Source organism: Nocardioides sp. (assembly GCF_014360585.1).
Lineage (GTDB): Bacteria > Actinomycetota > Actinomycetes > Propionibacteriales > Nocardioidaceae > Nocardioides.
The window spans coordinates 62,758-75,233 of record NZ_JACIXG010000003.1 but is presented as its reverse complement, the minus strand read 5'-3'; the positions used below and the strand labels follow the sequence as shown (position 1 = coordinate 75,233).

Annotated in this window: 10 protein-coding genes; 7 read left to right on the top strand and 3 right to left on the bottom strand. The window is 70.9% G+C overall.

From position 1 onward, the window contains the following. The first annotated feature begins 99 nt into the window (after positions 1–99). Together dinB and H5T77_RS01900 are read left to right on the top strand one after the other, a co-directional pair. Positions 100–1,305 (top strand): DNA polymerase IV, encoded by a 1,206-nt coding sequence (gene dinB, locus H5T77_RS01905; RefSeq protein WP_292644401.1) that lies wholly within the window; start codon positions 100–102, stop codon positions 1,303–1,305. Between the two features lie 145 nt (positions 1,306–1,450). Beyond that, positions 1,451–1,822: a DUF3040 domain-containing protein gene (locus H5T77_RS01900; RefSeq protein WP_292644399.1), complete on the top strand. Its 372-nt coding sequence runs from the start codon at positions 1,451–1,453 to the stop codon at positions 1,820–1,822. A 23-nt stretch (positions 1,823–1,845) separates the two neighbouring features. Here the strand turns inward: H5T77_RS01900 and H5T77_RS01895 are convergent, their stop codons facing one another. From H5T77_RS01895 to H5T77_RS01885, 3 genes are read right to left on the bottom strand one after another with little or no spacing between them, the layout of a single operon-like run. After that, positions 1,846–4,137, bottom strand: a complete 2,292-nt coding sequence (locus H5T77_RS01895) for a transglutaminase TgpA family protein (protein ID WP_292644397.1) — start codon at positions 4,135–4,137, stop codon at positions 1,846–1,848. Next, complete coding sequence (locus H5T77_RS01890) at positions 4,134–5,423, bottom strand: DUF58 domain-containing protein (RefSeq protein ID WP_292644395.1); 1,290 nt, start codon at positions 5,421–5,423, stop codon at positions 4,134–4,136. Before H5T77_RS01890 ends, H5T77_RS01895 begins: the two co-directional genes overlap by 4 nt. Positions 5,424–5,453: 30 nt before the next feature. After that, positions 5,454–6,407 (bottom strand): AAA family ATPase, encoded by a 954-nt coding sequence (locus tag H5T77_RS01885; protein WP_292644393.1) that lies wholly within the window; start codon positions 6,405–6,407, stop codon positions 5,454–5,456. A 291-nt stretch (positions 6,408–6,698) separates the two neighbouring features. Between H5T77_RS01885 and mraZ the strand changes: the two genes are divergently transcribed. From mraZ to H5T77_RS01860, 5 genes are all read left to right on the top strand, one after another. Beyond that, on the top strand, positions 6,699–7,121 hold the full coding sequence (gene mraZ / locus H5T77_RS01880; RefSeq protein WP_183545302.1) for a division/cell wall cluster transcriptional repressor MraZ: 423 nt from the start codon (positions 6,699–6,701) through the stop codon (positions 7,119–7,121). A gap of 233 nt (positions 7,122–7,354) precedes the next feature. Then, positions 7,355–8,365, top strand: coding sequence for a 16S rRNA (cytosine(1402)-N(4))-methyltransferase RsmH (gene rsmH / locus H5T77_RS01875; RefSeq protein WP_292644389.1), 1,011 nt, complete (start codon positions 7,355–7,357; stop codon positions 8,363–8,365). Then, positions 8,362–8,943, top strand: a complete 582-nt coding sequence (gene ftsL, locus H5T77_RS01870; RefSeq protein ID WP_292644387.1) for a cell division protein FtsL — start codon at positions 8,362–8,364, stop codon at positions 8,941–8,943. Before rsmH ends, ftsL begins: the two co-directional genes overlap by 4 nt. 102 nt (positions 8,944–9,045) lie before the next feature. Then, positions 9,046–10,872, top strand: a complete 1,827-nt coding sequence (locus H5T77_RS01865) for a peptidoglycan D,D-transpeptidase FtsI family protein (protein ID WP_292644386.1) — start codon at positions 9,046–9,048, stop codon at positions 10,870–10,872. Between the two features lie 37 nt (positions 10,873–10,909). Next, a complete protein-coding gene (locus tag H5T77_RS01860; RefSeq protein WP_472850324.1) occupies positions 10,910–12,448 on the top strand; it encodes a UDP-N-acetylmuramoyl-L-alanyl-D-glutamate--2,6-diaminopimelate ligase in 1,539 nt (512 codons plus the stop codon). The last annotated feature ends 28 nt before the right edge of the window (positions 12,449–12,476 follow it).

The following is a 12,476-nucleotide window of genomic DNA, read 5'->3' as shown; positions in this document are numbered from 1 at the left end:
CGTTTGGCGCCGACGCGGCGCAAAGGTCCCACCTCCGCTAGCGCTCCGGCGTGACATTTGCGCCGAGTCGGCGCTGGTCCGCGTCCTCGGAGGATCGGGGTGACCTCCTCCGCTGGCGCTCCGGAGGCCACCCCGATCCTCCATGTCGACATGGACGCCTTCTTCGTGTCGGTGGCGATCCGGCACCAGCCCGAGCTCTGGGACCAGCCGGTGGTGGTCGGGGGACATGCCCGCGGCGTGGTGACCTGCGCCAACTATCCGGCCCGTGCCTTCGGCGTGCGCGCCGCGATGCCCGGCTCGATGGCGAGACGACTGTGTCCTCAGCTGGTCTCGGTCCGTCTCGACTACGGCGAGGTCGCCGAGGTCTCTCGTCAGGTCCGCGAGATCTTCCGCCGCGCCACCCCGCTGGTGGAGGTGGTCAGCGTCGACGAGGCGTTCCTCGACGTGCGCGGGGCGACCAGGCTCTTCGGGAGCCCCGAACGGATCGCGGAGCGGATCCGGCGCCAGATCGCCGAGGAGCTGAGCATCACCTGCTCGGTCGGCGTCGCGCCGACGCCGAGCGTGGCCAAGGTCGGCAGCCGCAAGGCCAAGCCCGACGGCGTCGTGGTCGTCCGGCAGGAGGACATCCCCGGCTTCCTGCACCCCCTCGACGTCGGTGAGCTCTACGGAGTCGGCCCGAGCACCCGCAACCGGCTCCGGCGGCTCGGCTTCGAGACGGTGGGAGACATCGCCCGCACCCCGGCCCCGAGCCTCCACCAGATCCTCGGCCCGCGCCTGGGCGGCCATCTGCACCGGCTCGCCAACGGCACCGACCGGCGGGAGCTGACCGGACGGCTGGGGCCCGACCTGCCGGATCGATCCACCGGCGCCCAGGAGACCTTCGGCCACGACCTGAGCGACCGTGAGGACATCGTCCGCGAGCTGCTGCGCCTCTCGGCTCGGGTCACCCGGCGGATGCGGCGGGCCGGCACGGTCGGCCGCACCATCGCGCTGACGGTGCGGTTCACCGACTTCAAGACGATCTCCCGCTCCCGCACCCTGCCCGACCCCACCGACGTCACCCAGGAGGTGCACGCCACGGTCGTCCGCCTCTACGACGAGCTGAACCTCCGCGGCCGGGCGCTACGCCTGGTCGGGGTCCGGGTCGAGCACCTCGTCGCTCGCGAGGGGACCGACCGACAGCTCGTGCTCGGCGCGCGGGAACGAGGGTGGTCCGAGGCCGACCGCGCCGCGGACCGGGTCGCCGAGCGCTTCGGTTCCAGCCTCGTACGCCGCGCGAGCCTTCTCAGTGACGGCCAGGGTTGACGCGACAGCCGGTTTGCTTGACACAATCACCTCAGGTTGTGCCATGGGGCAGAACGTCGAGGGGCAAGAATTTTCGGGGCTCCCTACCGCCTTCAGGGTGGCGAGCCTAGACTTGGAAATGCCCCAACAGGACATGGGAGGTACGGTGCCACTCTCGGAAGAGGAGCTTCGCCTGCTCGAGCAGATGGAGCGCGCGCTCTCGGCGGAGGACCCGAAGTTCGCCTCCGCCCTCCGAGGCACGGCCTTGCGCCGTGCCCAACGTCGGCATGCGGTCATCGCGGGCGTTGTGCTCGCCGGTGGAGTCGCGCTGCTGATGGCCGGTGTGATCTCGCGGATGTGGGTCATCGGGGTGGTCGGCTTCCTGGTGATGCTGGCCTCGACCTCCGTGCTGCTCACCGCTCTGCGCGGCGCCGCCACGGTCGAGGAGGACGACGGGGACCATGAGCCCCGCAGCTCGTTCCTCGACCGCGCCAGCGAACGCTGGAAACAGCGTCGCCGCAACAACGACGACCTCTAGCGGTCAGCGGGCAAGCCCAAGACCTACGACGAGATCAGCTCCCGCTCGGACCGCGCCGTCGGTCCGGCGGCAGCCGGTGCCGTCGGGCGGCGGAAGACCGATGCCGGCCACAGGCGCGCCCGGCGCCGCGCACGCTTGTCGGCGTGCTCCCTGAGCGTGGCCGAGACCAGGCGTACGTCGTCCCCGACCTCCGCGTCGTCACGACGCTCCGCGTAGCGGTTGCGCTCGACGGCGGTGACGACCCGCTGCAGCGCGGTCATCGGCTCGCGGTCTCGCAGGTGCGGGGCGAGCCCGGCGGCCTCCTCGCGCGGTGATCGGGTCCCGGACCAGGGCAGACCCAGGTCGATCGCGGTGTCGCCCAGCTCGGCCCAGCAGGCCTCGGCGTCACCGGCGAGCCGAGCCGTACGCCGCCGGCGCCGGATCACGGCCGGGGCCGCGAGCGCGATCGCGCCGATCAGCGCCGCGATCCCCAGACCGGCCCAGACAGCACCGGAGCCGGACTCCTCGGTGTCGGTCTGGGTGGCCTCGGGAGTCTCGGGCGCCTCGCGCTGCGGCCGGTTGGGCGCCGGCGCGGCGCTCGTGTCGGTGCTGGGAACCGGCGCCTCCGGCTCGTTGCGGACGTTGCCCAGCGCACCCGAGGTGTAGCCGGGCTCGCTGGTGTCGGCGGCCGCCGGGGTCGGCTCGAAGCGGACCCAGCCGATGTCCTCGAACCACAGCTCGGGCCAGGCGTGCAGGTCGCGGCCGCGGAACAACCAGGCGCCGTCCTCGTCCTGGTCGCCGCCCAGGAAGCCGAACGCGACCCGGGCCGGAATGTCGAGCTCGCGGGCGAGCACGGCCATCGCCGTGGCGTACTGCTGGCAGTAGCCGATCTTGTTGTCGGTCAGGAAGTCCACCAGCGCGCCGCCGTCGGTGCCGACGTCACGTTCCAGGCTGTAGGTGAACTCGCCGCTGTGCCGGAACCAGTTCTGCAGGGCGACAGCCTGGGTGAACGGCCGGTCGTGGCCGGCGGTCTGCTCCAGGGCGATCTCTGCGACCTCGTCGGGGAGCAGCGGCAGGTCGGTCATGCCCGGCGGGGCGCCGACCCCGGGCTTGCCGGCGGCCAGCAGACGCTCCTGCGCGGGTTCGACCGGGGCGGCGGTCATCCGCCAGCTCTGCCCGGCGACGGTCTCGTCCCTGCCCTCGGTGGACATGAAGTCGAGGGTGTCCTCGTCGTAGCGCCAGGGCCCCTCGGCAGTGACCTCGAGGGGATGGGTGAAGACCGGGAGCCAGGTCGACTCGAACCTGTCGCTGGCCCTGATCTGGTAGGTCGTGGGCTCACCCAGCAGGGTCTCGTCCGACATCGGCGGCTCGAAGGTGGCCACACCGGTCTGGTCGGAGGGCACGTCGCGGTTGCCCGAGGTCCACTCGGTGCCGGTGAACTTGGTGAGCGCACCCACCCGCAGGTAGGACGGGGGAGTCTCGGTGTCGCCGTAGACCGGCGTCACGGTCACCATCACCTGGTCGCTCTGCCGGCGCAGGTCGTCGTAGAGCCCGACGGTCGGGTTGATCACCCGCAAGGGGCCGTCGCCGTCGCCCGCCCCCAGGCCGGGGAGGGGGACGTTCGCGCTGGGCAGCCAGGCCGGGGCGAGCAGGGCGATCGTGACCGCGGAGACGCCGATGAGCGCCGGGCCGACTGCGGGCACCACCGGCAGGTCCTCGTCGAGGCGTCGCCCCCACCGACCGAGCTGTTGGGCACGGTCGAGTCGCAGCATCACCAGGAACGAGGTCGCCGTGAACGCGAAGACGACCCAGGAGACCCCGCCCCAGCCGCCGGCGCCGATGATGGAGAACGGAACGGTGAAGACGCCCAGCACCACGAGGCCCATCATCGGGGGTCGCCGCAGCGTGACCGCCAGGATGTCGGCGAGCAGCACCGCCGCCACCCCGGCCGGGATGAGATAGGGAGCCACTCCCGATCCCGACATCGGCAGATCGAACGGGTCGAACGCGGCGTACGCCTCCGTCATCTCGGCCACGACCCGCGCCCGGCCGCCGGCAGTGACCGGGAAGGGGTGCTGGACGACCAGAAGGCCGGTCGCGATCGTGCCGAGAAGCACCTGCAGCAGCACCACGACCGAGCCGTGCACGCGCAGCAGCCGCGCGGAGATGCCGGTGCCGACGATGAGCAGGCCGACGATCAGCACCGGGCCGAGGTAGGGGAACCGGGTGCTCGTGAACGAGCCCCACGAGGACAGTGCGAACAGGACGGTCAGGAAGCACGTCAGCGGCACGGCCATCGCGGGCGCGACGCCGCGTACGTCGGAGGAGGTCATCATTGCGCTGCCCCCGCTCCCGCCGCCGCGCCTCGGGTGCCGAGCTCGCGCCAGCGGGTGGCCAGCGAGTCACCGGAGCCGAGGTCGACCGCCTTCCAGCCGTGCTGGACGAGCAGAGGTACGCCGCTGGGCCGCCGTTGCTCGGGCGCGAGGTGGACCGCGCTCCAGCCGTCGACCGCGAGCGCGAATGCGAGCGCGGCCCCGGTATGGTGCCGGATCCGGCGAAGGACCACGGCGTCGTCCTCGTCGATGGAGCCGAGCACCGCCACGGTGACCCCGCCCTGTCCGGCCTCGCCGATCCAGGACGCGTCGATGCGGTGGTGGTGGACGGTCTCGACCACGGCGAGCGCCTCCAGCAGGGCGGCCGCGTCGGCCTGGCCCTCGCGGTCGTGCCAGCCGGCGCCGAGCTGGGAGGGGGCGGAGCCTGCCGCGGTGCCGGCGGAGGTCACCAGGCGGACGGAGTAGCCGGCCTCGACCAGGTGCACCGAGACGGAGGCGGCGACCACGACGGCCTGCTCGAACGACGAGCCCGCGCCCTGGCCGCGGTGGACCGAGCGCCGGTTGTCGAGGAAGACGGTGGCGCGGGCCTGCCAGGGCTGCTCCTCCCGGCGGACCATCAGCTCGCCGAGGCGGGCCGAGCTGGGCCAGTGCACCCGGCGGAGCTCGTCGCCGCGACGGTATTCACGCACGGTGATGTCCTCGGCGCTGCCGCCGAGGAACGCCCTTGGTCGGGAGTCACCGGACGACGTCGCGTTGCCGGTCAGCGGAGTCGGCGGCAACGGGACCACCCGCGGCGTGACCGTGAACGGGACCGTGGACTGGAAGGCGCGGTTGAGCTCGACCAGGCCGAACGGGTCGGCCACCGTCACGCGCATCGGGCCGATGTCGAACCGGCCCCGGATCTCGGAGCGGATCTGGTAGCCGAGCTTGTGGCGCCACCCGAAGCCGATCCGGTCGACCACGAAGCGTGGCCGCCCGCCCAGCGCGTAGGGCACCGTCTCCTCCAGCAGGAGGGTGCCGGTGGGGATCCGGCCCTCGTTGGCGATGGTGAGCTCGACCTTGGCGGGCTGACCGGCCTCGGTCAGGTGGGGCTCGATGTGGCGTACGAGCGCGAGCCGGTAGCGGCCCAGGGCGGCCACCACGGCGGTGACCAGCGGGAGCGCGACCAGCAGCATCCCGATCCGAGACAGCGTGGACTGGTCCAGCAGGATCCCGCAGACGACGGCGGTGATCCCGGCGGCCAGGAAAGCCCGGCCCCGGACGGTGAGCCCGGACAGCGCCTCGCGCATCGTTTTCCCCTTGCAGGTCGGTCCGGCAGGTCAGGTCTGCGGCACCGGCACGGCGGACACGACGGTCTCGAGGATGTCGTGGACCGAGCGGCCGTGCATCGCCGCGGAGGCGCTGGGGAGGAGACGATGGGCGAGGACCGGGCCGGTCAGCCTGCGTACGTCGTCGGGAAGGACGAACTCGCGTCCGTGCAGAGCGGCATGAGCCTTCGCGGCCCGCAGCAGGTGCAGGCTGGCACGCGGCGATGCGCCGAGGACCAGCTCGTTGTTGGCGCGGGTCGCCGAGGTCAGCGCCACCGTGTAGCGGCGCACCGCGTCCGCGACGTAGACCTGGTTGACGACACCGACGAGCTTGCGGATCTCGGCGGCGTCGGTCACCGGGTCGAGGTCGTCGAGCGGGTTGGAGGCGCTGTGGCTGGCCAGCATCGCGATCTCGGAGGCGACCGGCGGATAGCCGACCGAGACCCGAGCCATGAAGCGGTCGCGCTGCGCCTCGGGCAGCGCGTACGTCCCCTCCATCTCGATCGGGTTCTGGGTCGCGATCACCATGAACGGCGACTCGAGCTGGTAGGTCGCGTTGTCGACGGTGACCTGATGCTCCTCCATGCACTCCAGCAGCGCCGACTGAGTCTTGGGGGAGGCGCGGTTGATCTCGTCGCCGACGACGATGTTGGCGAAGATGCCGCCCGGGCGGAACTCGAACTCCCGGGAGTTCTGGTTGAAGATCGACACCCCGGTGACATCGCTCGGGAGCAGGTCGGGCGTGAACTGGATCCGGCGCACCGAGCAGTCGATCGAGCGCGCCAGCGCCTTCGCGAGCTGGGTCTTGCCGACCCCGGGCACATCCTCGATCAGGAGGTGGCCCTCGGCGAGCAGCACGGTGAGCGTGGAGTCGACGACGTCGGTCTTTCCCTCGATCACCTTCTCGATGCTGTCGCGAATGCGGCCCGCGACCCGCACCAATGTCTCGATCTCTGCCTCATGCACTGCGCCCGATCCTGGGGCCTCCAAAGGCGTCGTCACGTCGCGTCCTTCCGACTCACACCTGCGTATGGGGAACACCGTACGGGGTAGTGCCTACGGCGGCTGCGGCATTCACCCGACTGTGACCTGCGCACCGCGCTTCGCCGGCCGTTCTGACGAACGTCCGCTAGGAGCGGGATGTGGTGGGAAATCGCCGGGTGGGGGAGGAAGGTGGTTTGAAAGTGGGGGATAGTGGGGTACGGTGGGGCAAAGTGGAGGAACGATCCACGTTGAGCTGACCGCGGGGGCGAGCACATGTTCTTCATGGGCACGTACACGCCGAAGCTCGACGAGAAGGGCAGGGTCTTCCTCCCGGCAAAGTTTCGAGATCGACTGGCGGAGGGGGTTGTCGTGACGCAAGGTCAGGAGAACTGCCTCGTGGTCTGGCCCGAGGACGTCTTCATGCAGGAGGCGCAGCGGGCCCAGCAGACGCCGCTCACCTCTCGGGACGCACGTGACTACGCCCGTGTCCTCTTCGCGGGGGCCGAGCAGACGACACCCGACAAGCAAGGCCGGATCGGCATCCCGCCGCTCCTGCGTGACTACGCCGGGATCGTCAAGGACGTGGTCGTGATCGGTGTGATGGATCGCATCGAGATCTGGGACCCGGCCAAGTGGGCGGAGTACTCCGCGGGTGCACAGGCCAAGTTCGCAGACCTGGATGAGTCGGCGGACTGACAAAGGGACAGATCGACAAAGCGACAAGAAGCAAACAAGTCAACAGCGGATCCGCAGGACGAGGTCTCAGTCCCGCTCCACTCATCCGGCCATCCGGGGCACCTTCCCCGGCTCCGGACGGCACTCGATGTGACGGAGCGGGCATGAGACCTGGCTCTGCGGATCCGCGGCGTTGTCAGCCCGTGGCTCTGCCAGAGAGCCGGGGGAGAACACACACCAGATGAAGCCGTGCGATGGGGGTCGAGGCGGTGACGAACCAGAAGCACGTGCCGGTGATGCTCGACCGCATCGTCGACCTGCTCGCGCCTGCGCTCGCCGACGGCGGTGTCCTTGTCGACTGCACGACCGGCCACGGTGGTCACACCGAGGCGGTCCTGGAGCGCATCCCCGGATCCCGGGTGATCGGCATCGACCGGGACACCTACGCCCTCGGTATCGCGGGTGAGCGGCTGGCCCGGTTCGGCGACCGGTGGACGGGCGTCCACGCGGTCTACGACGAGATCCTCGACGTCGTGGAGGAGCAGGGTCTGGACGAGGTCCAGGCGGTGCTCTTCGACCTCGGCGTCTCCTCGATGCAGCTCGACCAGCGCGAGCGGGGCTTCGCCTACGCGGAGGACGCGCCGCTCGACATGCGGATGGACGCCACCCGCGGACAGACCGCGGCGGACGTGCTCAACACCTACTCCCCGGCCGACCTGACCCGGATCCTGCGCGACTACGGCGAGGAGAAGTTCGCCAAGAAAATCGCGTACGCCGTCGTCAACCGCCGCGAGAAGGTGCCGTTCACGACGAGCGGTCCCCTGGTGGAGCTCCTGTACGCGGAGATCCCGGCTCCGGCCCGTCGCACCGGCGGGCATCCGGCCAAGCGCACCTTCCAGGCGCTTCGGATGGAGGTCAACGACGAGCTCGGGGCACTGCGTGCGGCGCTGCCGGCTTCGCTCGAGGCCGTCGGTGTCGGTGGCCGGGTGTTGGTCGAGTCGTATCACTCGCTCGAGGACAGGCTCACCAAGCGGGCCTTCGCCGAGGCGACGAAGCTGGACGTTCCTCACGACATGCCGTTCGTTCCGCCCGAGGCGGAACCGTCCTTCCGCCTGCTCACCCGTGGTTCCGAGCAGGCCAACGAAGCAGAGATCGAGGAGAACCCGCGCGCCGCCTCGGTGCGACTGCGTGCAGTGGAGCGCACGAAGCGCCGGACCAACCCAAGAGCCAACACAGCCAAGCCAACCCCTGGAGCGACCAGATGAGCATCGCCGCCGCGCCACAGGCGCCCATGCGCAGCCCGGACCGGGCACCCGAGACGACCCAGACGCGGCTCACCGCTGTCCCGGCGCCGCTGCCGGCGCCGACGGCGCCGCGGCTGCCGTTCGTCGTGCTCGTCTCGATGCTGCTCGTCGGTGGTGTCGTGGGCCTGCTCGTCTTCAACACCTCCATGCAGCAGTCGGCCTTCCAGGAGCAGCGCCTCCAGGAGCAGGCGACCACCCTGGCCGCCCGGGAGCAGGCGCTCGACGGTGAGCTGAAGAAGATGGAGGACCCGCACAAGATCGCCGCAGAGGCGAAGGAGCTCGGCATGGTCGTCCCGCAGAACGCCGCCATGCTGCGGGTCCCCGATGCGAAGGTCGAGGGCGAGGCGGTCCCGGCCGACCGCTCCGCGACGCCGCCGCTGCACCCGAAGGTGGCCAAGCCCTACAGCGTGCTCGTCGCCGAGCAGAAGGCAGCCGAGCAGGCTGCCGCGAAGAAGAAGGCGGCCGAGCAGGCGAAGAAGAAGGCCGAGCGGCAGCAAGCGGAGGAGCAGCAGCGTACGTCCACGGACGAGGCGCGCTGAAGGCGCGTCGCTGGCTGGTCCCCACGGATCACTTGGGACACACTGACAACATCAGTCACGGATGCGGTCGAGGTCTGTATCGATCGGTAGGGGAGGAGAGCGATGGCCCAGCGACAGGTCAAGCGGAAGGTCCGCCGACCCGCGCGACGCCCCGCCCCACGCTCCGCACCGAAGGCGACGCAGCGACGCGGACCGGTGCACATCCGGCTCCGTGTCGGTTTCATCCTGGTGGCGATGGTGCTCTCGGTCTTCGGTGGCCGGCTGGTGCAGCTGCAGGGCATCGACCCGCACTCGTACGCCGCGATGGCGGCCGCCGAGAACGTGGTCGACGTCGTGCTGCCGGCCGAGCGCGGCGAGATCCTCGACCGTGACGGCGAGGCGCTGGCCGACTCCGCCGACGGGCTGATGGTGCTGGCCGACCCGAAGCAGACGAAGAAGGACGCTCCGGCGATCGCCGCGTTCCTGGCCAAGGAGCTCGGCGTCGACTACGCGACGGCGCTCACCAAGCTGCGCAAGGACGGGAGCCGGTTCCAGTACATCAAGCGCCAGGTGCCCGCGACCCAGGCGACCGCCGCGGTGGAGAAGGCCGGCAAGGAGGGCTACCAGGGGCTGTGGACGAGCCGCGACCCGCTGCGCAACTACCCCAACGGCGACGTCGCGGCCAACCTGGTCGGCTTCCTCGGCAACGACCAGCGGCCGCTGGCGGGCCTGGAGTCCGCCTTCGACAAGCACCTGGCCGGCAAGGACGGGCACGCCGAGTACGACGCGACCAGCCCGGCCAACGGCACCCGGATGCCGCTGGGCACCAACAACCGGGTCGCTCCGGTCGACGGCGACGACCTGAAGCTCACCATCGACCGCGACCTTCAGTACTACGTGCAGCAGACCCTGATGGACGCCGTGCAGAAGTCGCGCGCCGAGTCGGGGATGGCGGTGGTCATCGACACCCAGACCGGCGAGATCCTCAGCCTGGTCGACTACCCGACCTTCGACGCCCGCGACCCGGCGGCCTCGCCGAAGACGCTGCGCGGGAGCAACGCTCTCTCCAACGTCTACGAGCCGGGATCGGTGCAGAAGGTGCTGACCGTCGCCGGCCTGCTGGACCAAGGCCTCGTCTCGCCGTCGACTCGGATCAAGATCCCGGAGTCCTACATGTCCGGGGGCGCCCCGATCCGCGACTGGTATCCACACGGCGTCGAGAAGCTCACCCTCGCCGGCGTGATCGCGAAGTCCTCCAACATCGGCACCGTGATGGCCGCCGACAAGTACGCCGAGGGCCAGCTACGGGAGTACCTGTCCGCGTTCGGTCTGGGGCGGCGTACCGGCCTGGGCCTGAACACCGAGTCGGCGGGCCTGCTGGCCTCCCCGGAGGCGTGGAACGCTGCCGACGAGGACCGTATCGACTTCGGTCAGTCGGTCTCGGTCAACGCCGTGCAGATGGCCGCCGCGCTCAACACGATCGCCAACGGCGGCGTACGCATCGACCCCAGCCTCATCGCCGGGAGCGCCACCAACAACTCCGGCGTCGAGGTCGGCACCGACACCGCCGAGCGCACCCGGGTGGTCTCCCAGGAGGCCGCCTCGCAGACCGCGGAGATGATGGAGCGGGTCATCAACGACCCCGTCAACGGCACCGCCAAGCAGGCCGCCGTCCCCGGCTACCGAGTCTCCGGCAAGACCGGGACCGCGCAGCGGGTCAACTCCGAGTGCAAGTGTTACGACGGCACCAACACCGTCTCCTTCGGCGGCTTCGCCCCCACCGACGACCCGCGGTTCACGGTCTACGTGGCGATCCACAACCCCGGCAACGGCGGTGGTGGCGGCTCGGTCGCCGGCCCGGTCTTCTCCCAGATCATGTCCTTCGCCCTGCGCCGCTACGGCGTCCCGCCGACCGGCACCGAGCCTTCGAAGATGCCGACCGGCTGGTAAGTATGTCCGGACCCGCCGGGCGGATAACCTTCACCCGGTGAGCAGTGCGTACGAGACGGCGGACCCGAAGAGCCCGACCCGCCCGCGAGTGACCGAGCCGGTGACGCTGGCCGACCTGGCCGGTGAGCTCGGCCTGGACGTGCGCGGCGAGGCCCGCGTCACCGGGGTCACGCTGAGCTCCCAACGGGTGCTGCCGGGTGACCTCTACGCCGCCCTCCCCGGCAGCCGGGCGCACGGCGCCCGCTACGCCGCTGGGGCGGTCGAGGCCGGTGCGGTGGCGGTGCTCACCGACGCCGCGGGTGCCGAGATGCTGGAGGCCCAGGGCCTCGGCGGGGTGCCTACGCTGCTCGTGGAGCAGCCCCGCAAGGTGCTCGGTGCGCTCTCGGCGCGCGTCTACGGCAACCCGTCGGGCAAGCTGCGACTGATCGGTGTGACCGGCACCCAGGGCAAGACGACGACCACGCGGCTCGCCGAGAGCGCGCTGCTCGACGCGGGTCACCGCGCCGGCGTCATCGGCACGGTCGGCACCCGGATCGGCGGTCAAGACGTGAAGACGCCGCTGACCACGCCCGAGGCGCCCGACCTGCACGGTCTCTTCGCCCGGATGGTGGAGGAGGGGACCGAGGCGTGCGCGATGGAGGTCTCCTCCCACGCCCTGGTGATGGGACGCGTCGACGGGGTCGTCTTCGACGTCGCCGTCTTCCTCAACCTCGGCCGCGACCACCTCGACTTCCACGAGACGGTCGAGGACTACTACGCGGCGAAGGCCGACCTCTTCACCCCCGAGCGGGCGAGGCTGGGCATCGTCAACATCGACGACGAGCACGGCCGCCGCCTCGCGGCCGAGGCGAGGATCCCGATCCTCACCTACGCCCTGCACGACGACACCGCCGACTGGCGGGCCACCGACATCGAGCTGCGCCCCGACGGCTCCAGCTTCACCGTCCACGGCCCCGACGGCCTCTCGTTCCCGGCCTCCAGCCCGCTCGCCGGCGACTACAACGTCAGCAACACCCTCGCCGCCCTGGCCGGCATCCACCACGCCTACGCGAGCGAGAACGTCGTACGCAGCGTCGCCACCGTCCTCGCCAAGGGCTCCGGCGTCCCGGGCCGCCTCGAGCGGGTCGACGAGGGCCAGCCGTTCACCGTCGTGGTCGACTACGCCCACAAGCCCGACGCAGTCGAGGCGGCGCTCGGCACGCTCCGCCCGCTGACCAGCTCCCGGCTGATCGTCGTGATCGGGGCCGGAGGCGACCGCGACACCGGCAAGCGGCCGATCATGGGGGAGATCAGCGCCCGCCTGGCCGACCACGTCATCGTCACCGACGACAACCCCCGCACCGAGGATCCGGCGAGCATCCGGCGACAGGTCCTGGCGGGTGCGACCGGCGGGAGCGCGAGCGTCGAGGAGGTCGGCGACAGACGCGCCGCGATCGTCCGTGCGGTCAGCCTCGCCGAGCCCGGCGACATCGTCGTCGTCGCAGGTAAGGGGCATGAGACGGGTCAGGAGATCGACGGTGTCACCCACCCGTTCGACGACCGCGAGGTCGTCCGAGCTGCGTTGGCCGCACACTGATCGATGCGCTGATACGGCGGGGTGCCGC